The 23,950-nt window shown below is 68.4% G+C and carries 20 protein-coding genes and 1 pseudogene; 9 read left to right on the plus strand and 12 right to left on the minus strand.

Annotated elements, in window-relative coordinates; all coding sequences use genetic code 11:
- Window positions 1–21: 21 nt before the first annotated feature.
- From H7J06_RS27505 to H7J06_RS27525, 5 genes are all read right to left on the minus strand, one after another.
- Window positions 22–681 (minus strand): hypothetical protein, encoded by a 660-nt coding sequence (locus H7J06_RS27505; protein WP_264042582.1) that lies wholly within the window; start codon window positions 679–681, stop codon window positions 22–24.
- A 52-nt stretch (window positions 682–733) separates the two neighbouring features.
- Window positions 734–1,459 carry an alpha/beta fold hydrolase gene (locus H7J06_RS27510; protein ID WP_264042583.1) on the minus strand — a complete coding sequence of 242 codons (726 nt, stop codon included), beginning with the start codon at window positions 1,457–1,459 and terminating at the stop codon, window positions 734–736.
- A 77-nt stretch (window positions 1,460–1,536) separates the two neighbouring features.
- Entirely contained in the window at window positions 1,537–2,070 is a 534-nt protein-coding gene (locus tag H7J06_RS27515; protein ID WP_264042585.1) for a TIGR03086 family metal-binding protein, read from the minus strand.
- Window positions 2,067–2,612, minus strand: a complete 546-nt coding sequence (locus tag H7J06_RS27520; protein ID WP_264042586.1) for a TetR/AcrR family transcriptional regulator — start codon at window positions 2,610–2,612, stop codon at window positions 2,067–2,069. Before H7J06_RS27520 ends, H7J06_RS27515 begins: the two co-directional genes overlap by 4 nt.
- 38 nt (window positions 2,613–2,650) lie before the next feature.
- Complete coding sequence (locus H7J06_RS27525) at window positions 2,651–3,085, minus strand: nitroreductase family deazaflavin-dependent oxidoreductase (protein WP_264042587.1); 435 nt, start codon at window positions 3,083–3,085, stop codon at window positions 2,651–2,653.
- A gap of 81 nt (window positions 3,086–3,166) precedes the next feature.
- Here H7J06_RS27525 and H7J06_RS27530 point away from each other — a divergent pair, with 81 nt between their 5' ends.
- On the plus strand, window positions 3,167–4,294 hold the full coding sequence (locus H7J06_RS27530; RefSeq protein WP_264042588.1) for an alkene reductase: 1,128 nt from the start codon (window positions 3,167–3,169) through the stop codon (window positions 4,292–4,294).
- On the opposite strand, the gene H7J06_RS27535 is transcribed toward H7J06_RS27530, so the two are convergent.
- Complete coding sequence (locus H7J06_RS27535; protein WP_264042589.1) at window positions 4,264–5,541, minus strand: L,D-transpeptidase; 1,278 nt, start codon at window positions 5,539–5,541, stop codon at window positions 4,264–4,266. The two genes, H7J06_RS27530 and H7J06_RS27535, sit on opposite strands and share 31 nt — an antisense overlap.
- A gap of 281 nt (window positions 5,542–5,822) precedes the next feature.
- On the opposite strand from H7J06_RS27535, the gene H7J06_RS27540 reads away from it, so the two are divergent.
- Window positions 5,823–6,785 carry an esterase family protein gene (locus H7J06_RS27540; protein WP_264042590.1) on the plus strand — a complete coding sequence of 321 codons (963 nt, stop codon included), beginning with the start codon at window positions 5,823–5,825 and terminating at the stop codon, window positions 6,783–6,785.
- A 59-nt stretch (window positions 6,786–6,844) separates the two neighbouring features.
- On the opposite strand, the gene H7J06_RS27545 is transcribed toward H7J06_RS27540, so the two are convergent.
- Window positions 6,845–7,756: an NYN domain-containing protein gene (locus H7J06_RS27545; RefSeq protein WP_264042591.1), complete on the minus strand. Its 912-nt coding sequence runs from the start codon at window positions 7,754–7,756 to the stop codon at window positions 6,845–6,847.
- 246 nt (window positions 7,757–8,002) lie between these two features.
- Here H7J06_RS27545 and H7J06_RS27550 point away from each other — a divergent pair, with 246 nt between their 5' ends.
- The 3 genes from H7J06_RS27550 to H7J06_RS27560 all read left to right on the plus strand — a co-directional run bounded on the left by H7J06_RS27550 (window position 8,003) and on the right by H7J06_RS27560 (window position 11,556).
- Window positions 8,003–8,935 (plus strand): cyclopropane mycolic acid synthase family methyltransferase, encoded by a 933-nt coding sequence (locus H7J06_RS27550; protein WP_275079967.1) that lies wholly within the window; start codon window positions 8,003–8,005, stop codon window positions 8,933–8,935.
- Window positions 8,936–9,023: 88 nt separating this feature from the next.
- On the plus strand, window positions 9,024–9,920 hold the full coding sequence (locus H7J06_RS27555; RefSeq protein WP_264042592.1) for a cyclopropane mycolic acid synthase family methyltransferase: 897 nt from the start codon (window positions 9,024–9,026) through the stop codon (window positions 9,918–9,920).
- A 31-nt stretch (window positions 9,921–9,951) separates the two neighbouring features.
- Complete coding sequence (locus H7J06_RS27560; protein ID WP_264042593.1) at window positions 9,952–11,556, plus strand: MFS transporter; 1,605 nt, start codon at window positions 9,952–9,954, stop codon at window positions 11,554–11,556.
- Window positions 11,557–11,572: 16 nt separating this feature from the next.
- Here the strand turns inward: H7J06_RS27560 and H7J06_RS27565 are convergent, their stop codons facing one another.
- Window positions 11,573–12,319 (minus strand): 3-oxoacyl-ACP reductase family protein, encoded by a 747-nt coding sequence (locus H7J06_RS27565; RefSeq protein WP_264042594.1) that lies wholly within the window; start codon window positions 12,317–12,319, stop codon window positions 11,573–11,575.
- A 114-nt stretch (window positions 12,320–12,433) separates the two neighbouring features.
- Between H7J06_RS27565 and H7J06_RS27570 the strand changes: the two genes are divergently transcribed.
- Window positions 12,434–12,982: a TetR/AcrR family transcriptional regulator gene (locus H7J06_RS27570; protein WP_264042595.1), complete on the plus strand. Its 549-nt coding sequence runs from the start codon at window positions 12,434–12,436 to the stop codon at window positions 12,980–12,982.
- Here H7J06_RS27570 and H7J06_RS27575 read toward each other — a convergent pair.
- Complete coding sequence (locus tag H7J06_RS27575; RefSeq protein ID WP_264042596.1) at window positions 12,979–14,178, minus strand: acyl-CoA dehydrogenase family protein; 1,200 nt, start codon at window positions 14,176–14,178, stop codon at window positions 12,979–12,981. The two genes, H7J06_RS27570 and H7J06_RS27575, sit on opposite strands and share 4 nt — an antisense overlap.
- Window positions 14,179–14,397: 219 nt before the next feature.
- Between H7J06_RS27575 and H7J06_RS32740 the strand changes: the two are divergent.
- Together H7J06_RS32740 and H7J06_RS27585 are read left to right on the plus strand one after the other, a co-directional pair.
- Window positions 14,398–14,568 (plus strand): annotated as a pseudogene (locus tag H7J06_RS32740) (acyl-CoA dehydrogenase family protein); the annotation flags it as partial.
- Between the two features lie 265 nt (window positions 14,569–14,833).
- Window positions 14,834–15,478 carry an acyl-CoA dehydrogenase family protein gene (locus tag H7J06_RS27585; protein WP_264042598.1) on the plus strand — a complete coding sequence of 215 codons (645 nt, stop codon included), beginning with the start codon at window positions 14,834–14,836 and terminating at the stop codon, window positions 15,476–15,478.
- Between the two features lie 74 nt (window positions 15,479–15,552).
- On the opposite strand, the gene H7J06_RS27590 is transcribed toward H7J06_RS27585, so the two are convergent.
- From H7J06_RS27590 to H7J06_RS27600, 3 genes are read right to left on the minus strand one after another with little or no spacing between them, the layout of a single operon-like run.
- The gene (locus tag H7J06_RS27590; RefSeq protein WP_264042599.1) at window positions 15,553–16,617 is read right to left on the minus strand and encodes an ABC transporter ATP-binding protein; all 1,065 of its coding nucleotides are present in this window, start codon (window positions 16,615–16,617) and stop codon (window positions 15,553–15,555) included.
- Window positions 16,614–17,405 (minus strand): carbohydrate ABC transporter permease, encoded by a 792-nt coding sequence (locus H7J06_RS27595; RefSeq protein WP_264042600.1) that lies wholly within the window; start codon window positions 17,403–17,405, stop codon window positions 16,614–16,616. Before H7J06_RS27595 ends, H7J06_RS27590 begins: the two co-directional genes overlap by 4 nt.
- Entirely contained in the window at window positions 17,402–18,271 is an 870-nt protein-coding gene (locus tag H7J06_RS27600; protein WP_264042601.1) for a carbohydrate ABC transporter permease, read from the minus strand. Before H7J06_RS27600 ends, H7J06_RS27595 begins: the two co-directional genes overlap by 4 nt.
- A gap of 197 nt (window positions 18,272–18,468) precedes the next feature.
- Between H7J06_RS27600 and H7J06_RS27605 the strand changes: the two genes are divergently transcribed.
- Complete coding sequence (locus tag H7J06_RS27605; protein ID WP_264042602.1) at window positions 18,469–23,919, plus strand: glutamate synthase-related protein; 5,451 nt, start codon at window positions 18,469–18,471, stop codon at window positions 23,917–23,919.
- The last annotated feature ends 31 nt before the right edge of the window (window positions 23,920–23,950 follow it).

The raw sequence follows: 23,950 nt of genomic DNA on the forward strand, positions 1-23,950 counted from the left end.
GTTCCTCGCGCTACGCGGCGCTCAGCGGAAGTGCAACTCGGAGATGTCGAGTGACACCAGCACCGGATCGGGAATCTTCGCGCGGTCCTCGCCGTAACCGTAGATGCGGCGCACGGTGGGCACCGCGATACCGTCGACGGTTTGCCACCCGCTGGGGTAGTTGGCTCCGGTCGCCCCGTCGAGGATGTCCACCGTGTAGGTGTGACGAAACAACAGCCCGGTGTCGTCGAAGTGGAAGAACTGCTCCGTGGTGTGGCTGTCGACGTCGTCGGGGAAGGTGACCGCCAGCGTTCGGTAGGCGATGCCGTCCTCGACGAACGGCTCCACCTCTCGCACGCGAAAACCGGGATGGGTGAACAGGAACGGTGCGGTGAGGTAGGTCCACCACGCCTCGCTGGCGAAGTAGGCGGCGTGCAGGGCCGTCCACGGTGCGTCGTAGGCCAGCTGGGCCATCGCCGCCCCCGGATCGTCGAGAGCCTCCAGCACCTCCCCGGCCGACGACCTCAGCTCCAGGCGGCCGTCCGCGAAGACGGTGTGGGTGTCGGGGCCGCCAACGGGATCGAGGGTCACCCGCTCCTCACGAAGGTCGAGCGCCACCGTGATGTCGGCCAGGACGCCCGGGACGCCCTTGTAGTCCCAAATGGCACCGCCGATGGCGAATCTGCCCTCGACGGAGGTCAACTGGCTCCAACGTTCGAGGCCCCCGTGCGCGGTTAGCGCGAGAGTGAGCAGCTCAACCACGAGCGTGCGCCACGGCCTTGAGGATGAACGCCGCCGCCGCGACGGGCTGGGCGACGAACGCCGTGTGCGAGCCGTCGATCGTCTCGGTGGTGGCGCCCATCCGCTGCGCCATGAACCGTTGGGCATCGGGGTTGATGGCGTTGTCGCGAGCCGAGACCAGGTACCAGGACGGCGTCGTCTTCCATGCCGCACCGGTGCACGCCTCGCCAAGGGTGGCCGCGGCGACGGGCCGCTGGGTGGCGGCCATCACCGTCGCGACGGACACCGGCACGTCGGCGCAGAACGTCTCCCGGAAGCCCTCGGCTCCGATGAAGAGATCGGGACCCTCGGCGGCGCCACCGCCGGCGGGGTAGCTGCTCGGGCGCGCGGCACTGGCGAGCAGCGGTTCGGCGAACGGAGCTTGCACGCCGCCCGCACTCTCTCCCTCCTCGAGGGCGAAGGCCGCCAGATAGACCAGCGCGGCGACGTTGGCCAACCCGACGGCGGCCTGGGTGATGACCGCCCCGCCGTAGGAGTGCCCCACCAGGACGACGGGACCGTCGACGGCTGCGACGAAGGAGCGGACGATCTCGGCGTCGAAGGCCAAGCCGCGCAATGGGTTCGGTGGTGCAACGACGGCGACTCCCACCGAGGTGAGCTCGAGGATGACGCCGGCGTATCCGGAGGCGTCGGCGAAGGCGCCGTGTACCAGGACGACGGTGGGGGCAGAACTGGTCATGACGACCTCTCCGGATTAATGCAGAATGAATTGCTTTAACGCACGGTAGGCGACGGGCGTGTTCCGCGCAACACCGGTTACGCCCGCCCGGTGAAGGCGAGCAGTCGGTCCAGCGCACCGACACCGTCGGCCACCGGAACGGGCGGGTCGAAGCCCGCCACCAGTCGGCTCTCCGTGGTCACGGTTCGGTGCGCCAGCGTCAGCAGATGGGTGGACAGACCCTCCGGGACGACCAGCTCGGCGCCCACCGCCGTGGCGAAATCCCAACCGTGCACGACGAATTCGAGGGCGATGACGCCCAGCAGGTCTCGCGCGGCCATCGTCCGACCGCCGAAGTCGACCTCGCCGTCGGCGCCTCGACGTTGCCAGCCGGCCACCGCGTCGCGGCCGACCTCGAGCACCTGCCGCAGCGGCGGACCGTCGGCAACCGCGACCACCATCACACCCGCCGCGGCGCTGATGCGGGTCACGCTCCCGACGACGTGTTCGGCCAGGTCGGCCACCGTGTAGTCGCGACACGGCGTCGGGCACCCGAGTTGGCCGTCGCCGACCCCGTCGATCGCCCGTCGTAGAACCTCGAGGGCCGCAGTCGCATCGGACTGCGCGTTCACCCGAACAGCTTGTCGGTGAGATGCTCGGCGTAGTCGTCGGTCAGGCTGACCGGCAGGAAGATGATGCGGTACATCACGGGTGCGAGCACCCCGTCGACGACGTCCTGCGCCGAGACCGGCGCGGTCGCACCCGCCCGCTCGACCAGGCGGGCCGCCTCGTCGAGAAGTCCACGTAGACAATCGGACTCGGCGTCCCCCGCCGCTGCCGAGCCCGCTCGCAGCAATGCGGCGTTCACCGGCTGACGGTAGTGCTGCAGGACCTCGGTGGCCCACGTCGCGACGTCGGTCCGCAGGTCGCCGGTGTCGGGGAGCGGCCGCGACGGATCCAGCTGGTACGTGGCGATGTCGTTGATCATCGTGCCCGCGTCGGGCCATCGGCGGTAGATCGTCGTGGCGTTGACGCCCGCCCGTTCGGCCACCATGGGGATCGACACCTTGTCGCGGCCCTTCTCGGCGACGAGCTCCTCGACCGCCGACCGAATCGCGTTGGTGACCGCCGCCGTTCGACCTCCGGGTCGCTTGGTCGGTCGGCGCGTGGTCATCAACCGACTGTAAACGAGCCGACCGCGGCGGGGTGAGGTCATGCGGGCTCGAGCACGTACAGCGGTACGTCACGACCGGCTGCGTGCCGGTATCCGGCGAACGGCGGGAACGTCTCGTACGCCCGCAGCCACCACTGCTCCAGCTCCTCGCCTGCGACCCGGCGGGCGCGCAGGTCGTGAACGGTCGCACCGTCCTGGATGCGCACCTCGGGGTGCGCGGCGATGTTGCCCGCCCACAATGGATCTCGCGCAGCGCCGCCGTTCGAGGCGATGACGGCGTAGCTGCCGTCGTGCTCGATGCGCATCAACGGCGACTTGCGCACGAGCCCGGACTTGGCGCCGAGGTGGGTCAGGATGACCACCGGTCGGCCCTCCAGGGTGTCTCCCATGGTTCCGTCGGTGGCTTCGTACAGCGCCACCTGCGCACGTTCCCGGGCCAACGGACTTGGTTCGTAGGGTGCCTCTGCGTTCACGTGGTCGATCCTCTCGTCGTAGTGATGGCGTTAACGCAGAAATAATTGCATTAATTCCGATCCGTGGCTAGCGTCGGACACATGAGCACCGCTGCGGACACTGGCCAACCCCTGCTGACGCCCTATCGAATGGGTGATCTCGACTTGGCCAATCGGGTGGTCATGGCTCCCTTGACCCGCTCCCGGGCTACCAACGCCGACCTCGTGCCGACCGCCCTGCACGCCGAGTACTACGCCCAGCGAGCCTCGGCGGGCTTGATCGTCACCGAGGGCATCTGGGTCAGTCGCGATGCCATCGGATGGCACGACGTCCCAGGGCTTTTCACCGACGGACAGGTACGCGCCTGGTCGGCGGTCACCGACGCGGTGCACCGGCGCGGCGGCGTCATCGTCGCCCAGCTGTGGCACGCGGGCGCGGTCTCCCACCCCGACTTCTTCGACGGCGTCCCGCCGCTCGGCCCGTCGGCGGTCGACCCACAGATGCGCGCGCCGACGTCGCTGCGAAGCAAGCCGACCGTGACGCCGCGCGCGATGACCACCCGCGACGTCGCCACCACCGTCGACGACTTCGCCACGGCGGCGGCCAACGCCATGCGTGCGGGCTTCGACGGGGTTCAACTGCAGGCCGGCTACTCCTACCTCATCAGCCAGTTCCTCAACCCCGCCACCAACCGGCGCGACGACGCCTACGGCGGCGCCGTCGCCAACCGGGCCCGCCTGCTGTTCGACGTGGTCGACGCCGTCGCCGCCCGCATTGGCGTCGGGCGCGTCGGCGTCAAGGCCGGGCCCGCGTGGCCCGAGTCGGGACTGTTCCGTTCCGGCGACGACGCGCTGGCCGCCGCGGAGTACGTCGCCGACCGGCTGGCGGCCTACCCGCTCGCACACTGGATGCTCATGGGCGCGATGGCCGACCTGTCTGCGACGCCGTTGAGGGACCTCGGCGGGGACGCGATGTTCCGGCACTTCCGGTCGCGGTTCACCGGCACGCTGATCGGCAACGTCGGGATGACGCAGGAGCGCGGAAATCAGCTCCTGACAGACGACCTCGTCGACCTGGTGGCGTACGGCCAGCCCTTCATCGCGAACCCGGACCTACCGGAACGGTTCGCCGCCCACGCACCGCTCGCCGACCCGGACCCTGCGACCTACTACACGCCGGGCGCGCACGGGTACACCGACTACGTCAGCTTGCTGCCCTTGAGCCACTGATCCCAGGGCACGGTCCAGTCGCCGTTCTGTGAGATCTGCAGCGGCTGGCCACCGGTGTTGCGAACCTCGACGACGTCGCCGGGCACCGAGAAGTCGAAGAACCAGGCGGCGTTGTCGCCGTTGAGGTTCAGGCAGCCGTGCGAGGTGTCGGTGTTGCCCTGGGCCCACACCGTCGAGTTCAGCTGGTGCAGGTAGATGCCGTCGGTGCTGATCTTGGTGGCATACGAGATCGACTCCTTGTAGCCCAGCCGCGAATTGGTGGGCAGCCCAAAGGTGGAGGAGTCCATGATCACCGGGTTGGCCTTGCTGAGCACGGTGTAGACACCCGGCGGCGTGAAGAACGAGAACGTGGTGCCGGCGATGGTCTGGATTCCGCCCATGCCCATCGACGTCGGCATCGTGCGGACCAGTTTTCCGTTGTCGTACACGCTGACCATGTGGGTGTTGTCGTCGGCAACCGAGACGTGCGCGTCACCGATCTTGAACGAGACGTGCTCGTCCTCCTGTCCGTACAACCCGTCGCCGAGCGGCGTGCCGTAGACGTTGCCCGCCACCGTGACGGTGGTGCCCGGCGCGTAGTACTTCGCTGGCCGCCAGTGGGCGGTCTGGTCGTTGACCCAGTACCACGATCCGGCGACCGGCGGGTTGGTGGTGACCGCAAGGTGCCGTTCGGCGTTGGCCTTGTTGTCGATCGCCTCGTCGAAGTGGGCGACGACGACCTCTCCGATGCCGTAGGTCGCGCCGTCCTGCAGCAGCCCGCCGTCGGTGGTCTCGAAGTACACCTGGGTTTGATTGCTCGGCGACACCGTGTGGAAGGTCGACTCCTGCCGCGACGGCATGCCGTTGGGGCCGCGGGCCGACACCGACAGCGTGTACGCGCGGCCGTACCCCAGCTGCATCGTCGGCTTCCACGTCGTGTGGTCGGGGGTCAGGACACCGGGGATGACCTTTCCGCTGTCGCTGGTCATCGTCACGTCGGTGATGGTTCCGGTGGTAGCGGTGACCATCACCGGGCTGGCAGGATTGATCTTGTCGGCCGCCGGCGCGGGGACGACCGACAATGCGGCAGGCGTCGACGTCGGCACTGCCGCCGGTTGCGCCTCGGCGAGATCCTTCGGCGCCGCCAGCACCTGACAGCCGTGCACGCACCGTTCCGACCCGCTCACCACGACACCACCGAGGACGGCCAGCACCGCAAAGGAGGCGGCCAACCACGACCCACGGGCACAACGAATAGACGTCAACAAAACTCCATTGATTTTCAGCACTGACTAGAAGACGAGCCCCAATGGTAGGTGGTCGGAAGCCACTCTTCGCAACATGTGTGACGGCACGATCTGGTCACGTGTCAACGAGTAACGATCGGGTAAGACACGCCGAGTAAACAGGTGACGGCAGTCTCCTCCGCGGAGTCTGCCTAGGGCGGTTGCCAAGAAGCGACAACCGGTCCGGCGAGCCGAGGTAGGCGTCGTACCCGTGCCACGAGCCGCCGTGAGAGCGGCATTCACGAGATCGGATGAGCAGAGACATGACGATGTTTGAGAGATTTCGCGGCCTGGGTCGGCGCGCGGCAGTAGCCGCACTGGTCGCGGTCACGCTGCCCGGCCTGATCGGCGTCACGGGCGGATCGGCGACCGCGGGCGCGTATTCGCCCCCGGGATTGCCGGTCGAAGACCTGCAGGTGCCGTCGGCCGCCATGGGGCGCGACGTGTTGGTCAGGTTCCAGCCCGGCGGCTCGCACGCGGTGTATCTGCTCGACGGGCTGCGGGCCCGCGACGACAACAGCGGCTGGGACATCGAGACCAACGCGTTCGAGAAGTTCCACAACTCGGGCGTGTCGGTGGTGATGCCCGTCGGCGGCATGTCGAGCTTCTACACCAACTGGGAGCAGCCCGCCGTCGGCAACGGCCAGACCCAGAACTACCAGTGGGAGACGTTCCTGACCTCGGAGCTTCCCGCCTACCTGTCGCAGAACAAGGGCATTTCGCCGTCCGGCAACGCCGTGGTCGGGCTCTCGATGTCGGGTAGTGCGGCGCTGATCCTGGCCGCGTATCACCCCGGCAACTTCCGCTTCGCCGGGTCCGAGTCGGGCTTCCTGAACCTGTCGCAGGGCATCTGGCCGACGCTGGTCGGCTTCGCGATGCGGGATGCCGGCGGGTTCGACGCGGGCGCCATGTGGGGTCCCGGCGGTGGACCGGACTGGCAGCGCAACGACCCGACGCTGCAGGCCGGCCGGCTCGCATCCAACGGCACGCGGCTCTACGTCTACACCGGTAACGGCACGCCCAACGAGCTGGGCGGGGCTGACCTGCCCGCGACCACGCTCGAGGGGTTGACCCGCGACAGCAACACCGCGTTCCAGAACGCCTACACCGGCGCGGGTGGCCAGAACGCCACGTTCAACTTCCCGCCGAACGGCAGCCATGCCTGGCCGTACTGGAGCCAGCAGCTCGACGTGATGAAGCCCGACATCATCCACACCATCGCCTAGGGATTCGTGCACCCGCCGTTGCGTTCGGCGCAACGGTGGGTGCACGGACCGCGCGAAAGTTACTCGTTGCGCAGTTTCACCATCCGCGTCGTGGAGCTCTCGTCGAGCTCCACGACGTCGGATCGGGAGCGCAGGAAGTCACTGAACGACCGAAAGCCCAGCGACTTCTCACTGAACGACGGGTCCATCCGCTTCATCTGCGCCTTGACCGCGGAGTTGTGCAACCACTCCACGTCGTCCTTCTCCAAGCCGATCCGCAGCGCCCGCTGCAGCAGACCCGTCGCGTCGGCCTGCGGGTCCGGCGCCTCCGGCTCCTCCTCCACGGCTTGCGGCCGAGTGGCCCGCCGGCGGGGGGCCCGTTTCTTGGGTTCGGGTTCCGGCTCGCCCTCGTCCTCGTCCTTGACCGGGGCGGGGGTCGGCTCGAAGACCGGCACACCGGGCAGCGCGTCGTAGATGACGAAGTCGTCGCACGCCGCAGCCAGCGACCGGCTCGACGAACCCGCCACCCCGATGCCGACGACGTAGCGGCCGAGCCGCTTGCACCGCTGGGCCAGCGCGATGTAGTCGGAGTCGCCGGCGACGATCACCACGTGGGTCAGGTCGGGCAACCGGAACATGTCCTCCACGGCGTCGACCGCCAGCCGGATGTCGGCGCCGTTCTTGCCGTACGCCGCGGCCGGGAACAGCTGGACCAGGTCGACGGCGCGGCCGACCAGCTGACCGCGGTAACCGGCGTTGACGTCGGCCGACCAGTCGGCATACGCGCGGGTGAGCACCAGGGTTCCGAAGGACGAGGCGAAGTCGATGATCGCGCCGACGTCCACGGTCGCGCGGGCCAGCCGGTCGACCTCCAGACCCTTGGTCTTGTCGCGCTGAAACGAGTTGCGACCGTTCACCTGGTCGTATCGCGAGATCACGATGTTGTCGAAGTCGAGGTAGACCGCAACGCGGGTGTCCTCACGTTCTGTCATGGGGTCAGTCTGGGCTGCGCGGCCGGCGGATGTCACCCCGGGTCCGGCGAACGCGATTTCAGCAACTCGTGGGCCGCCCCTCGGCAAACCCGCAGTCGGGACGGGCTGTGGGAAAGGTCACCCATCCGGCCGCGTCGGCGTCGATCTCACCGCCGCACGGGGATAGAGTCGATCTGCCGGCATGGTGAAGAAGACGCTGGGCGGCACGGCCGCAAACGCCATAATCGATAGCCGACAGGTTGGTTCATGAATTCCTCGAGTGAGACACAAACCCCGTCACCTGCGCAGTCCCAGTGGCTGTCCAAGTCCGCGTCGCAGACGCGCGGGTCGGACAAGAAGGAAGTCCAGTTCCACTACGACATCAGCAATGAGTTCTTCAAACTCTGGCAGGACCCCAATCAGGTCTACAGCTGCGCGTACTTCGAGAAGGACGACTACAACCTCGAGCAGGCGCAGCTGGCGAAGATCGACCTGTCGCTCGGCAAGCTCGGCCTCGAACCCGGCATGACGTTGCTCGACATCGGCTGCGGCTGGGGCGCCACGATCAACCGCGCGGTCGAGAAGTACGACGTGAACGTCATCGGCCTGACGCTGTCGGAGAACCAGAAGCAGCACATCGAAGACCACTGGCTCGCCAACTACAAGGGCGATCGCACGATGGAAGTGCGCCTGCAGCCGTGGGAGGACTTCAGCGGCAAGGTGGACCGCATCGTCTCGATCGGCGCCTTCGAGCACTTCGGCTTCAACAAGTACGACGACTACTTCAAGAAGACCTACGACTGGATGCCCGACGACGGCGTGCAGATGCTGCACACGATCACCATCCCCGAGGATGAGGAGATCAAGGCCAAGAAGCTGCCGCTGACCATGTCGCGGGTGCGCTTCATCAAGTTCATCATGGACGAGATCTACCCCGGCGGCCGTCTGCCGCTGGCGTCGATGGTCACCAATCACGCCGTCAAGGCCGGCTACACGGTGACGCGCGAGCAGCACCTGCAGCCGCACTACGTCAAGACCCTCGACACGTGGGCGTCGAATCTCGAGGCCCATAAGGACGAGGCCATCGAGATCACCAACGAGGAGATCTACGAGCGGTTCCTCAAGTACCTCGTGGGCTGCGCCGACCTGTTCCGCGAGGGCTACACCGACGTGGTCCAGTTCACCCTTGAGAAGGCGTAACCGGCTGAGGGACAATCACTTTCACGCTTATGCAGGACACGCAGGAAACTAAGAGTTCGAGGCAATCGGACGGAAGTTGGTCGGGGAAATGGTTGAGAGCACGGTGACGCCACCGCAGGCACGCAAGGAGATGGAGCCGCACTTCGAAGAGGTGCAGGCGCACTACGACCTCTCCGATGACTTCTTCGGGTTGTTCCAGGACCCTTCGCGGACCTACAGCTGTGCGTACTTCGAACGCGACGACATGTCGCTCGAAGAGGCCCAGATGGCCAAGATCGACCTCGCGCTGGGCAAGCTGAAGCTCGAGCCCGGCATGACGCTGCTCGACATCGGCTGCGGCTGGGGTTCGGTCATGCAGCGCGCCGTGGAGAAGTACGACGTCAACGTGATCGGTCTGACGCTGAGCAAGAACCAGTCCAAGTTCGCGCAGGAGCTGTTGGACGGCGTCGACACCGAGCGGTCGCGGCGTGTGCTGCTGATGGGCTGGGAGCAGTTCGACGAGCCCGTCGACCGCATCATCAGCCTCGAGGCGATCGAGGCGTTCCCGCAGGAGCGCTACGCCCCGTTCTTCGAATTCTGCAGCAGTATCCTGCCGGCCGACGGCCGGATGCTGATCCAGGCGATCCTCGGGCACCCGCTGAAGCGCTGGCCCGAGATGGGCATCCCGATCGTGATGACCGACCTGCGGTTCATGCGGTTCATCGCCAAGGAGATCTTCCCCGGCGGTTCGGTGCCGTGCGACGAGGACATCGTCAACCTGTCCCAAGCCGCCGGCTTCACCGTCGCCGACAAGCAGCTGCTCGACGAGCACTACGTCCGCACGCTGGACCTGTGGGCCACGGCCCTCGAAGCGCATCACGACGCCGCGGTCGCCGCCACCTCCGAAGAGGTCTACCAGCGGTACATGAAGTACCTGGTGGGCTGCAGCGACTTCTTCAAGCGCGGCATCAGCGAACTGGGACAGTTCACCCTGGTCAAGGGCTGAGCCCGGCCGCGTCCAGCCGGGGGCGACCGGAATGACCTCGGCCACGGACACGGCCGCACCCATCTCGACATGGGCGCCGCTGCGATCACCGGTCTACCGCGCACTGTGGATCGCGCAACTGGTCTCCAACCTCGGCACCTGGATGCAGACCGTCGGGGCGCAGTGGATGCTCGTCGGCGATCCCCGCGCGGCGGTGCTGGTGCCGCTGGTGCAGACCGCGACCACGCTGCCGGTGGTGCTGCTGGCGTTGCCGTCGGGGGTGTTGGCCGACCTGGTGGACCGGCGCCGACTGCTCATCGCGACGCAGGGGGCGATGGCCGCGGGGGTGGGCCTGCTCGCCACGTTGACAGGTGCCGGGCTGACCACACCCGCGGTGCTGCTGACCCTGCTATTCGTGATCGGGTGCGGGCAGGCGCTGACCGCCCCGGCGTGGCAGGCCATTCAACCCGATCTGGTTCCCGCCCAACAGATTCCGGCTGCAGCCGCGTTGGGCAGCATGAGCCTCAACGGTGCGCGGGCGATCGGTCCGGCCATCGCCGGGGTGCTGGTGTCGGTGGCCGGCCCGACGTCGGTCTTCGCCCTCAACGCGGTGTCCTTCGTCGGCATCGTCGTCGTGCTGGTGTGGTGGCGCCGGCCCGCCGTCGAACGCGACTATCCACCGGAGCGCGCGCTGGCCGCCCTGAGCGCCGGTGGCCGGTTCATCCGCAGTTCGCCGATCGTGCGCCGGATCCTGCTGCGCGCCGCGCTGTTCATCGGACCGGCGAGCGCGCTGTGGGGACTGCTACCGGTGGTAGCGGCCAACAACCTGGGATTGTCGTCCTCGGGCTACGGCCTGCTGCTGGGGGCGATCGGCCTCGGTGCGGTGATCGGCGCGTTCCTGTTGGGGCGGTTGCGGTCCCGGTTCGGCCAGAACGTCCTGTTGACGGTGGGAGCGGCCGGCTTCGCGCTCGCCACCGTGGTGCTGGCGTTGGTGCCCGTCTTCGCAATCGTGTTGGCGGCGTTGATCGTCGGCGGGGCGTCCTGGCTGCTGTCGCTGTCGACGCTGAACGCCTCGATGCAGCTGAGCCTGCCGGCGTGGGTGCGCGCCCGCGGACTGTCGGTGTACCAGCTGATCTTCATGGGCGGGCAGGCGCTCGGCTCCGTGGTGTGGGGCCTGATCGCCGGGGCCGCGTCCAGTTCGACCAGCCTTCTGGTCAGCGCGGGCCTGCTGGTGGTGTGCGCGATGTCGTCGCTGTGGTGGCCGCTGCACGCCAAGACCAGCAGCCTGGACCTCACGCCGTCCTCGCACTGGCCGGAGCCGAACCTGATCTTCGAGCCCGAACCACTCGACGGTCCGGTGCTGGTGCTGACGTCGTATCGGGTGGCGGCCGCCGACGAGGAGGCGTTCCTCGCGGCGATGACGGTGCTCGGCCGCTCCCGGCAACGCACCGGGGCCGCGCAGTGGCGCCTGTTCCGCAGCATCGAGCACGAGTCGACGTACGTGGAGACCTTCGTCGTGCGCTCCTGGGGTGAGCACATGCACCAGCACTACACCCGGCTGACGGGGCAGGACCGGCTCATCGAGGAGGCCGTAGAGCGCTACACCGAGGGAGTGCCGGTCTCCGAGCACTACCTCGCGGTGCGGGACGCGCGCTAGCCGACGATCGTTGCCGTCAGGCGGTGAAGCCGCCGTCGACGTTGACGTTGGCGCCGGTGACGTAGGCCGACTCAGGGCCGGCCAGGAAGCTGACCACGGAGGCCACCTCACTGGTCTTGCCGTAGCGCCCGAGCGCGGTGAGCGGTCGCAGCGAGTCGGCGAATTCGCCTTCGTCGGGGTTCATTTCGGTGTTGATCGGACCGGGCTGCACGTTGTTGACGGTGATACCGCGCGGGCCGAGCTCGCGGGCCAGTCCACGGGTGAACGACGACACCGCGCCCTTGGTCAGCGCGTACACCGCGGTCGCCGGGGTCGGGACGCTGTCGGCGTTGACGCTGCCGATGTTGATGATGCGGGCGCCGTCACCGAGATGCGCGAGCGCGGCGTGAACCGTCCAGAACACCCCGCCCACGTTGATGGCCAGGAGCCGGTCGTACTGCTCGGGGGTGAACTCGTCGACGGGGGCGAGAATCGCCGTGGCGGCGTTGTTCACCACGATGTCCAAGCCGCCGAGTTCGGCGACGGCCCGGTCCACGGCAGCTGCGGTCTGCGTCGGGTCCGCGGCATCGGCCTGGATGGCGAGCGCCGTGGCGCCGGTCGCGGTGACCTCGGCGACGACGGCGTCAGCCTCGGCCTTCGACGACGAGTAGGTCAAGGCGACAGCGGCGCCGTCGGAGGCCAGTCGCCGGACGATCTCGGCGCCGATGCCGCGCGACCCGCCGGTCACCAGTGCTCGTCGTCCCGTCAGGGGTGCTGTGCTCATGTCTTGACCTCCAGATAGTTACGAACCGTTGTGTTACTAAGTACGCTGTGGTCAAGCCTGTTGGCGACGCAGACATTCCGCCTGTGACCGGCATCACACGGAGGAGGTGCCACCGTGACGGTAGGACGGCCGAGGCAGTTCGACCCCGATCACGTCGAAGACGCCGCGATGACGTTGTTCTGGGCACGCGGTTTCGACGGCGTGTCGATCTCCGACGTCAGCGACGCGACGGGGGTGAACCGGCGCAGCATCTACGCCGAGTTCGGATCCAAGGAGAACCTGTTCGCCCGCGCCACCCAGCGCTATCTCGCCGGACCCGGCGACTACCTCCTCGACGCTCTCGCCCGCCCCACGGCCCGCGAGGTTGCCCAGGCGATGGTGCACGGCGCAGCGCAGACCGTCAGCGGCGAGATCCCCGGCTGCCTGACCGTCGGGCGAGCACCCGGGCTGGTCGAACTGCGCGAGGCCACGGTGCACCAGCTCGCCGACCGATTCGACAGGGCGATCGCCGACGGCGAGCCGATCGGCGTCGACGCGGTACTGCTGGCCCGGTGGGTCTTGGTGATCTGCCAGGGCCTCGCCGTTCAAGCCCAAAGCGGCGCCACCCGCGACCAACTACGGCAGGTCGCCGACCTGGCACTCGCCGGGTGGCCGGTTGCCTAGGTGTACAACGTGATTGGCTGCACGTCCCCGGTGAGGTAGTTCGCGCCGACCTCGAGCTTCTTGTAGTCGACGGGGTCGTGCAGCGAGTGCGTGCGGATGTTGCGCCAGTAGATGTCGAGGCCGACGTGGCTGCGGGTCGAACTGGAGCCGGTGACCTCGAAGACGCGGTGCGCGACGTCCAGCGCGGTCTCGGTGGCGACGATCTTGAGCTTGGCGATGCCGATCTCGGCGTCGGTGCGGTCGGCAGGGGTGACGTCGGCGCCGCGGGCGATCACGCGGTCGAAGCGGGCGTTCCAGCGGTCGGCCAGCGCTTCGACGGCCGCGGTGCGCGACAGCAGCTCGCCGAACACGCGCTGCACGAACGGATCTCGCGAGTAGTGCTCGGCGGTGCCGAGCAGCCAGGCGCCGCGCCGCTCCAGCGTCAGCTCCCTGGCTCGTTCCAGCGCGCCCTCGGCGATGCCGAGGTACAGGTTGGCGAACCCCAGCTGCACGCCCGGCGTGACGAGCGTCGAGTACGGTTCCTCACCCACCTCCCCGAGGATGTCCTCCGGCGCGACCGCCACGTCGTGGAATTCGACGCTGCCACTTGCGGAGAGCCGCTGGCCCAACGCATCCCAGTCGCCGGCGAATTCGACGTTGTCGCGGTCCCGCTGGACGACCGTGGCCAGGATCCGGGCGCCGGGCTCGCCGTCGGCGGCCATGGCGAGGGTGACGTCACCCGTCGAGGCGCCGGTCGCGAATCGCTTGCGGCCGTTGAGCCGGTAGCCCGTCCCGTCGGCGGTCAGCACGAGGTCGGGGTCGACGGGGTTGACGGCGTCACCCCACAGCCAGCTGCCCCGCGCCGACGCCCCGTACCAGTGCTCCCAGCGCGACGGGTCGGCGAAGAAGACGATGGCCGCCTGGTTGCAGTAGTGGTAGCTCAGGATCTGCGCGATCGACGCGTCGTGGCGGGCGAGGATCCGCACCGCGCGCAGACCGGTCGACCAGTGTCCGCCGTGGCCGCCGAACTGGCGCGGGATCAGCAGGTTGGCCAGACCGGAGTCCTTGAGGAGCTTGAGCTCCCCCTCTGGGTCGGCGTTGGCGCGGTCGCGGGCGAGCGCGTCGCGGGCGAGCAGCCGGCCGGTCTCGTCGGCAACGGCATCCCACCGCTCGGTCTCGTCGTCGGTGGGCAGCGTGGTCCAGGGCGTGCGAGTCACGGCGTCACCCTATGACCGGAACCTTCGGGGCCGTCGGGTTGCACTCTGGCAGAGTCAAAGCCACGCTTTTTGGGTGTTTTCGCAGTTCAATGCAGCCTTGTGACCATCATCGCCGAAGCCCGTGTCCACGACGCCCGCGCTCACTTCGCACCCGTGCTCGAGGAGATCGCGGCCGGGGCGCGCCAGCGTGACCTCGACCGCGAACTGCCGGTCGACGCCGTGAACGCGCTGAAGGCGGCGGGCTTCGGGGCGCTGCGCGTGCCGACCGAGTTTGGCGGGTGGGGCTTGGACTGGCGCGAGGTGACGGCGCTGTGGATCGACGTCGCCACCGCCGACGCCAACCTGGCGCAGGCGCTGCGCGGGCACTTCGTCTTCGCCGAGGACGTGCTGTTCCGGCATCGCCGCGGCGAGGACGTGCGGCGGTGGTTCGAGCGGTTCGTCGACGGGGAGATCGCGGGCAACGCCTGGACCGAGACGGGCTCGACGTCGATCGACCGCGTGCAGACCGAGGTGACGCACGTTCGACGGCCAGCCGGTCGTCAACGGCCGCAAGTACTACACGACCGGGACGATCTTCGCCGAGTGGGCCGACGTCTACGCGCGGGTCGGCGACGACCCGGCCATCGCGATCGTCGACACCCGTCAGTCCGGGGTCGTGGTGCACGACGACTGGGACGGGTTCGGCCAGCGGGGCACCGGCACCGGCACCGCGGAGTTCCACGACGCCCACGTCGACGACCTGGTGGCCTTCGGCGAGCGCCACCCCTATCAGACCGCGCTCTACCAACTGAACCACCTGGCGTCGCTGGCGGGCATCACGCGCGCGGTGCTGGTCGACGTCACCCGCGAGGTGCAGCAGCGCGAACGGAACTTCAGCCACGCCAACAGTTCTCGCGTGCGCGACGACCCGCAGGTGCTGGCCCGCGTCGGCGAGATCTGGGCGTCGGCGTACACCACCGAGGCGTTGGCCCTGAAGGTCGCCGAGGCCATCGACGCGGCCGCGCTGGTGGATCCCGCGGATGCCGACGGCCTGCAGAAGGCCAGTGAGCGAGCCGAACTGGAGTCCTCGGCCGCGCAGGTCACGGCCTCGCAGCTGGCGATCGACGCGGCGTCGAACCTCTTCGACACCCTTGGCGCATCGGGCACGTCGTCGGCGCGCGGGCTGGACCGACACTGGCGCAACGCCCGCACCGTCGCGTCGCACAACCCGCGCATCTTCAAGGCCAAGGTGCTGGGGGCGTATCAGGTCAACGGCACTCCCCCGCCGTACGCGTGGGGCATCGGGCGCACCGAGCGCTAGCCTTTGCCGGCGAGCAGACGCAAAGGGCCCTCATTCCACGGGATTGAGGGCCCTTTATGTCTGCTCGCGGGAACCTACGGGGTGACCCGGCGGCCGGACGCGGTGTCGAACAAGTGCACCCGGTCGGCGCGGACGTCGACCGTCACGGCGTCCCCGGGGGCGGGCGTCCTCCCCCAGCCCGCGACGGTGGCCGCCTCGACCACGGCGGTCAGCCGGTGCGCGCCGGCCGTCACGATGAAGACGTAACGGGGACCGAGCAATTCGACGATCTCGACGGTGCCCTCGCCATGCTCCGCCGGTGCGACGAGCAGGTCCTCGGGCCGCACGCCGAGCGTCACGGCCGCGGCGTCGGTGCCGGGCGCGGCGAACCGGACCCCGTCTCCCTCGAACGTCCCGCCCCGGACGGCGCCCTGCAGCAGATTCATGCTCGGCGAGCCGATGAACGCCGCGACGAACGCGTTGGCCGGCCGCCGGTAAAGTTCCTCGGGCGTGCCGACCTGCGCGATCGCCCCGGCGTCGAGGACCACCAGCTGGTCGGCGATCGTCATCGCCTCTTCCTGGTCGTGCGTGACGTAGAGCGCGGTGATGCCCGAATCCTGTTGCAGGCGCCGGATTTCCGATCGCAATTCGACGCGAAGTTTGGCGTCGAGGTTGCTCAGGGGCTCGTCGAACAGGAACACCTTCGGCGTGCGGACCAACGCCCTGGCGATGGCCACCCGCTGCTGCTGGCCGCCGGACAGTTGCCGCGGCTTGCGGTCGAGCAGCGCGCTGATGCCCACCCGGTCGGCGGCTTCACGCGCCCGCCGCGCCGCCTCGTCCTTCGCGACGCCGTTGTTGCGCAACGGAAACGCGATGTTGGCGGCCACCGACAAGTGCGGGTACAGCGCGTAGTTCTGGAACACCATCGCAACGTCACGCGTCCGCGGGGACTCCGCGGTGACGTCACGACCACCGATCGACACCGTGCCGCCGTCGGCGGTCTCCAATCCGGCGACGATGCGCAGGGTGGTCGACTTGCCGCAGCCGGACGGACCGACCAGCACGGTCAACGACCCGTCGGGCAGGGTGAGGGACAGGTCGTCGACGACGGCGCGGTCGTCGTAGGTCTTGGTGAGGCCGACGACGTCGACGTGGCTCATTTCGTGGCTCCGGTGGTAAGTCCGCCGACGAGGTAGCGCTGAGCTGCGAGCGCGAGCACGTAGACGGGGGCGAGGCCGAGCAGTCCGGCCGCGGCCTGCTGGCCGAACTGGACGTTGCGATCGCCTTGGAAGAGGGACAGTCCGACGGTGAGCGTCTGACTCTCCTTCGTCACGGCGAGGTACACCGCGAAGAGGAAGTCGTTGTAGGACAGAAAGAACGTGACGAGCAACGCGGCGACGATGCCAGGCCACAGCAGCGGCAGGATGACCTTGCGCAGCGTCGCGGCCACCGACAGTCCGTCGATGACCGCGGCCTCGTCGATCTCGACGGGGATGCGCCGGACGAAGCCGTCGAGCAACCAGGCGGCGACGGGGACCCCCGCGAGCCCGTTGACGAGGACGAGCCCGGCGAGGCTGTTGGTGAGCCCGGCGTATCGCAGCAGGAAGAACAGCGGAATGATCGCGACGATCGGCGGCGCGCAGTAGCTGGCCAGCAGGATCGTCAGGAGGCGGTCGCCGCGAACGTGTCGCGCGGTGAAATAGGCTGCCGGCGTGGCGATCACGACCGCCAGTACCGCGGCGCCGACGGCCGAGACCCATGAGTTGGTCAGCATGGTGCCCAGCTCGATGGTGTCGAACACCTTCACGAAGTTGTCGAAGGTCACCGTGTCGGGCAGCAGGCTGGAGTTGAGCACCTCACCGGCGGGACGCAGGGCCAGCGAGAGCAGGTAGGCGATGGGCAGCAGGGCCACCGCGACCCCGCCGAGGAGGACGAGCCGAGCCTTCACGCGTCGGCCTTGACCGCACGGGCCCGCAGCGCCGTGACGACGGTGGCGACGGCGCCCACGACGAGGCCGAACACCAGGGTCTGGGCGGCGGCGGTGCCCATGTCGAAGCTGCCGCGCAGGCCGGTCTGGTAGATCACGAACGGCGACAGGCTCGTCGAGAACCCCGGTCCCCCGGCGGTGATGACGACGAGGACGTCGAACACCTTGTAGCCGATGACCAGTTCGAGCACGACGACCGCCCAGATGCTGGGGGCGATCGCGGGCCACGTGACGGTGGTGAAGGTGCGCCACGGGGTGGCGCCGTCGATGCGGGCGGACTCGAGGAGCTCGGGGCGGACGACGCCGAGCGCGGCGAAGGCGATCAGCGTCGCGAACGGCGTCCACTGCCAGACGTGGATGACCACCAGCACGACGAACGCGCCGACGCCGGAGCCCAGCGGGTTGAAGCCCTCGAGGCCGACGGCCTTGAACAGGGTGGCGAATCCGCCGCCCACCGGGGCCAGCAGGAGTTTCCAGGCGACCCCGACGAGCACCGGGGCGGTCACCAGCGGTAGCAGGAACAGCGCACCGACGACGCCGAAGCCGCCGCCCCGGTGCCGCAGGAGCAGCGCGATGCCGAGCCCGAGCAGGGTCGTCACGACGGCGGCGACGACCGCGAAGACCGTCGACTTCCACAGCGACGGCGTGAACGCCGGCGAGGCGAAGGCCCCGGCGAAGTTGTCCAGTCCGGTGAAGTGGTTGAGCGGCTTGGCAAGTGAGGACTTGGTCAGGGCGAGGCCGACGAGGTACATCGTCGGATACACCAGTAGCAACGCCACGCCGGCGATGGCTGGGGCCGCCAGCCAGGTGGGAACGCGACGAGTCACGTGGGGGCACGTTAGGCGCAGACCCGGCGCCGAGGCGATGGATTAACTCGTGACGAGCCGAGCGTCGCCACCGTCGCCGACGTCGAGCGCTGCACCGACCGCCGGATGAGGGTATCCTAAGGTGTTTGTGCTCGCCCATGCTCAACGACGAGGCCCCGGGTGTTGCGACTGCGTTCTAAAGGGGTGAGCCTCGCGTGATGGGACTGTATGACCCGGATCAGGAAAAGAGCAGCTGCGGCGTCGGCCTGCTGACCCGCAAGGACGGTCGGCAGACCCACGAGGTCATCCGCAAGCTGCACGAGGCGCTCTGCGCGGTCCCCCACCGCGGCGGCATGTCGTCGGAGGGCGTCGGCGACGGTGCGGGCGTCAACCTCGACCTCTCGTTGCGCTTCTTCCGCAGGGTGACCGGCCGATCCGACCTCGACCTCGGCGTCTTCGGCGTCGGCAACTTCTTCCTGCCCAACGACCCGGCGTTCCACGCCGAGGCCGAGCAGGTCATCCGCCAAGCCCTCGCCGACCGTGGCTTCGACGTCCTCGTCGAACGCGAGGTGCCCGTGGACGACACGGCCATCCGACCGGCCGCGGTCAAGTACCAACTGCCCATCCGCCAGTGGGTCTTCACCGCGGCGAACGGCGGCCCGCTGTCGGACCGCAGCATTCACGACGCTCTGATGGCCATCGAGGGCGTCGCCTACACCCGTCCCGAACTTCGCGGCATGTACCCCCTGTCGCTGAGCGCCCGCACGCAGGTGCTCAAGGGTCGCCTGAACTCCAACGAAGTGGTGCCCTACTTCAGCGATCTGTCCGACCCGTCGATGGAAGTGCACTCGATGTTCTTCCACACGCGCTTCTCCACCAACACCGAGCCGAACGCGACCATGGCTCAACCCTTTCGGTTGATGGCGCACAACGGCGAACTCAACACCGACAAGAAGAACCGGCTCTCCGACAACGCCGTCGCCCTGGCCCGCAACCGCGCCATCATTCGGCCGCACGGCCAGTCCGACAGCTGCCGCCTCGACCAGACCCTGCAGAACCGTGTCCTCGAAGACGACCTCGACCTCGTCACCGCCGTCGTCGCGATGATGCCGCCGGCGTGGGAGAACGACCCCACGCTGTCCCCCGAGGTGCGCGCCATGCTGGAGTTCTTCAGCCTCTACGAGGAGAAGAACGACGGCCCGGCGGCCCTGATCTTCGGTGACGGCCGCTACATCGGCTCCCGGCTCGACCGGCTCGGGTTGCGCCCGTTGCGCACCGTCGAGACGGCCGAGTACCTGGGCGTCATGTCGGAAGCGGGCCAGCTCTACTTCCCGCCCGACGAGGTGACCACCCGCGGCCGAATCGAAGCCGGCGGCATGCTGTATTACGACCACACCCGGCGGCGCTCGTTCACCACCACCGAGGCGCTGGAAATGCTTGCCGCACAACATGACTACCCGGCAATGGTTGCCGAGGCGCGCGTGAACCTCGACGATCTGCCCGCCGTCCCGCCGGAAGGGCAACTGTCGCCCGCCCGCTACAACGGCGACCTCAACCGCTATCAGCGGTACGTGGCGTATTCGCTGAACCAGGAGAGCTTCAAGTTCCTGATGGACCCGATGCTCGCCACGGGGCAGGAGAAGATCTCCGCGATGGGCTACGGCGCGGCGATCAACGCGCTGTCCAATCACGAAGGCGGCATTGCGCGGTACTTCTCGCAGCGTTTCGCTCAGGTGACCAACCCGCCGCTGGACAGCATCCGCGAGGCCGACGGGATGACGCTGCGGGTCGCCCTCGGCGCGAAGCCCAACAGCGGGGCGACGCCCGCGCCGCAGATCATGATCCAGTCGCCGATTCTCACCCACCTCGACATGCTGAAGATCCGCGACCAGAAGCAGACGCCGGTGCGGCGGTTCGGCAGCCGGTACCGCGTGGTGCCCGACGACGGCGAGGCGAACTCGGCCGCGTTGATCAAGGGCATCGACGACCTGTGCGACGAGGTCGAGGCCTTTGCCCGCGAATCCGGTGGCATCGCGGTCATCTCCGACCGCCACGTCACCAGCGAGCTCGCCGCGATGCCCATGACCATCGTGATCTCGGCGGTCAACCAGCGGCTCATCGAAGAGGGCCTGCGCCGGCGGGTGTCGGTGATCGTGGAGAGCGGTCAGGTCTGTTCGTCGCACCACGTCGCGACGGTCCTGGGATTCGGCGCGTCGGCGGTCTACTCACTCGGCGTGCAGATGCGCGCAGAGGAGAAGTTCGGCCCCGATGACGCCTCCGTCGTGGCCGCGTTCAAGCGGTTCAAGAAGGCCGCCGAGAAGTCGTTGATGAAGACCATGGGTCGCGTCGGCCTGTGCACGGTGGAGAGCTACATCGGGGGCGAGTTCTTCGAACCCAGTTACCTCGACACCAACGGGCCGGTGCTCAACAAGTACTTCCCCAACGTGATCTCGGTGGTGGGCGGCGTCGGCTTCCGCACCCTGTCCGACACCTCCGCCGAATGGCACGCCCGGGCGGTCGAAGTCGGCGACGAGAAGGACGTGCCACTGCTCGGCCTGTTCAAGGAGCGGGCCGAGGGTGCCGGCCACTCCTACGGCACGACCGCGGTGCGCGGCTTCATCGACATGACCGAGGAAGCCATCTCCTTCGGCGACGAAGCCCGGCCCGCGAACCACGAGATGACCGACCCGTTGTTCCTCAGGACGCTGCCGTTGCACCAACTCGAAGGGGCCTTCGGCCTGGACGACGAGGCATACCGCAACAACAGCTTCGAGGAGATGACGCCGCGGGCGATCAACAGCTTCGACATCACGCCCGGCTACCGCAGCTTCGTGTTCGCGGTCAACGCCGAGCGGGCCCGCCGTCCGGCCGCCCTCCGTGACGTGCTGGCGTTCCCCGCCGACGTCAACTTCGCGCACACGGCCGACGAATTCCGTTCCGAGATGGGCCAGTTCGCACAGTTCGGCAACAACTCCTACCTGGTCCGCGGGTTGACGCTGGTGAGAGTCGGTGACGAGTTCACGCTGCGGCTGACCCACACCCCCGAACGGCTGGCTGCGCTCGCCGACTCGCTGCTGCAACGGTTCGGCGACGCGATCGTCGACCACGAGGTGATCGGCGACCGGTTGTGGCTGACCGCGCGCGGTCGGGCGCGGCACTACCTGGCGCAGCTGCGGCCGGCACCGGACTCGATCCCGCTCGCGGCGGTGCAGCCCGCCGACGAGATCACCGCCACGCTGAGCTCGGGCGCGATGAGCCACGGTGCGCTGGTGGCGCCGGCCCACGAAGCCGTCGCGCACGGCACCAACATGGTCGGCGGCCTGTCCAACTGTGGCGAGGGCGGTGAACACATCACCCGCTACGACACCATCCGCGGCTCGCGCATCAAGCAGTTCGCCTCCGGCAGGTTCGGGGTCTGGGCCGGCTACCTGGCCGACCCGATGCTGCGCGAGTTGGAGATCAAGATTGGGCAGGGCGCCAAACCCGGTGAAGGTGGCCAGCTTCCGGCTCCGAAGGTGACGGTGCAGATCGCGGCAGCCCGCGGCGGCACCCCCGGCGTCGAGCTGGTGTCGCCGCCACCGCACCACGACACCTACTCGATCGAGGACCTGGCCCAGCTCATCCACGACTGCAAGGCCGCCCGAGTCCGCGTCATCGTCAAGCTGGTGTCCAGCGAGGGCATCGGCATCATCGCCGCGGGCGTCGCCAAGGCCGGTGCCGACGTCATCAACGTCGCGGGCAACACCGGCGGCACCGGTGCCGCCGCGGTGACGTCGTTGAAGTACGCCGGGCGTTCCGCCGAGATCGGCGTCGCCGAGGTACACCAGGCGTTGGTGGCCAACGGGATTCGGCAGAAGGTGGTGCTGCGGGCCTCGGGCGCTCATCAGACGGCCAGCGACGTCGTCAAGTCCGCGCTGCTGGGTGCCGACAGCTACGAGTTCGGCACCACCGCGCTGATGATGCTCAAGTGCGTGATGGCCAAGAACTGCAACATCAAGTGCCCGGCCGGCCTGACCACCAACGCCGAAGCCTTCGAGGGCGACCCGCGCGCGCTGGCCCAGTACCTGCTGAACATCTCCCACGAGGTGCGCGAGATCCTGGCCACCCTCGGGCTGTCGTCGCTGCGGCACGCCCGCGGTCGCAGCGATCTGCTGCACCTGCTGGACCACCCCTCGAGCATCGGCCGGCTCGACCTGCGGGCGATGCTCGCACCGGCACACGGATTCGTGCCCGAGAACCCGATCTACCTGGAGAAGGACTACGCGGTCGACGACTCGTTCCTGGCCCAGTTGACGGCCCAACCCAGCCTGGACGGCGTCGTCGCGGATCCGGTGTCGCTGGGCAACATGAACAAGAGTGTCGGCGGTCAGCTGGCGATCGACATCGAGCGGATGCTGAATCACGAGGGCGCCACCGGCAGCGCGGTCGCGACCGACCACCGCGGCCGACGCTATCTGCTGCCGGACAGCGTCGTCATCACCACGACGGGGTCGGCCGGCCAGAGCTACGGCGTGTTCTGCAACGACGGAATGACGATGACCCACAAGGGAACCTGCAACGACGGCGTGGGCAAGAGCCAGTGCGGCGGCAGCATCACGGTGCGCTCCCCCGGTGGCGGGTCGACACGACCCGGCGGCAACGTGCTGATCGGCAACTTCGCGCTGTTCGGCGCCTCCGGCGGCCGGCTGTTCGTCGAGGGCGAGGCCGGTGACCGGTTCGCGGTGCGCAACTCCGGCGCGACCGCCGTGGTCGAGGGCGTCGGCGAGTTCCTCTGCGAATACATGACGAACGGCGCGGTGTTCAACATCGGCGGCTTCGGCAAGGGCGTCGCCAACGGCATGAGTGGCGGCTTCCTCTACCAGTACGACCCGACCGGTGACCTGCCGTCGAAGGTCAGCGCCGACTCCGTCACCCTGGCACCGGTGACGCAGGCGCCGTTCCACGAGGAGGCGGCACGCACGCTGCTGGAGTGGCACGTGGCGGCCACCGGCTCGGTGAAGGGCGCCGACCTGCTGGCCGATTGGGAGACCACGCGCACGCACGTCGTGTTCGCGATGCCCAGGGCGCTGCTGCAGTATCAGGACGCCGACGCGATCCTGTCGTCCAAGACCCGCAAGGAGCTGCTGGACGAGTTGGCGACGGCGCTTGCCGGTCACCAGGTGGCGAAGTTCAAGCGGTCCTACCGCGACGACGAGTACGTGCTCGGCGGCGCGGTGCCCGGGTACGGGGTCACCGACACCGAAGACATGTATGCGCTGCTGAACACCTATACGGTGCTGAACATGGCTCAGCAGGTGGCACTTTCACGTCTGCCGGGTGTCACCGACGTCGCCGACGCGAGGGTCGGCAAGGCGGTGCGCAACCTGGTGCTCACCGAGGACTACTACCTCATCCAGAAGCTGCAGAAGTACGCACGCGACGCCGTGGACGGTTTCACCGACGAGAACCTGGCGGTGTTCGTGGCCAACAAGCGGATCACGGACTACAAGGCGGCCCTGACCCAGCGCAACGTGCTGTCGATGGACAGTCCCGGCACGTACGGCTGGATCCTGCATCAGGACGCCAAGAACGTCGAACGGATAGGCCGGCTGCCGTCGTTCGAGGAGTTGTTCGCCGCGCAGTCCATCCCGGACGTCGCGGCGTCGTTCGACTCGTTGGAGAGCGCATGAGCGACGCTTGCGGAGCGAATCGACGATCGAC

The sequence above is a fragment of the Mycolicibacterium hodleri genome, assembly GCF_025822245.1.
GTDB lineage: Bacteria > Actinomycetota > Actinomycetes > Mycobacteriales > Mycobacteriaceae > Mycobacterium > Mycobacterium hodleri.

Excerpts from the sequence above, each read along its gene's own strand:
- H7J06_RS27510 (WP_264042583.1), bottom strand. The coding sequence starts at position 1,459 with ATGACCAGTTCTGCCCCCACCGTCGTCCTGGTACACGGCGCCTTCGCC.
- H7J06_RS27520 (WP_264042586.1), bottom strand. The coding sequence starts at position 2,612 with ATGACCACGCGCCGACCGACCAAGCGACCCGGAGGTCGAACGGCGGCG.
- H7J06_RS27530 (WP_264042588.1), top strand. The coding sequence starts at position 3,167 with ATGAGCACCGCTGCGGACACTGGCCAACCCCTGCTGACGCCCTATCGA.
- H7J06_RS27540 (WP_264042590.1), top strand. The coding sequence starts at position 5,823 with ATGACGATGTTTGAGAGATTTCGCGGCCTGGGTCGGCGCGCGGCAGTA.
- H7J06_RS27545 (WP_264042591.1), bottom strand. The coding sequence starts at position 7,756 with ATGACAGAACGTGAGGACACCCGCGTTGCGGTCTACCTCGACTTCGAC.
- H7J06_RS27550 (WP_275079967.1), top strand. The coding sequence starts at position 8,003 with ATGAATTCCTCGAGTGAGACACAAACCCCGTCACCTGCGCAGTCCCAG.
- H7J06_RS27555 (WP_264042592.1), top strand. The coding sequence starts at position 9,024 with ATGGTTGAGAGCACGGTGACGCCACCGCAGGCACGCAAGGAGATGGAG.
- H7J06_RS27560 (WP_264042593.1), top strand. The coding sequence starts at position 9,952 with ATGACCTCGGCCACGGACACGGCCGCACCCATCTCGACATGGGCGCCG.
- H7J06_RS27565 (WP_264042594.1), bottom strand. The coding sequence starts at position 12,319 with ATGAGCACAGCACCCCTGACGGGACGACGAGCACTGGTGACCGGCGGG.
- H7J06_RS27590 (WP_264042599.1), bottom strand. The coding sequence starts at position 16,617 with ATGAGCCACGTCGACGTCGTCGGCCTCACCAAGACCTACGACGACCGC.
- H7J06_RS27605 (WP_264042602.1), top strand. The coding sequence starts at position 18,469 with ATGGGACTGTATGACCCGGATCAGGAAAAGAGCAGCTGCGGCGTCGGC.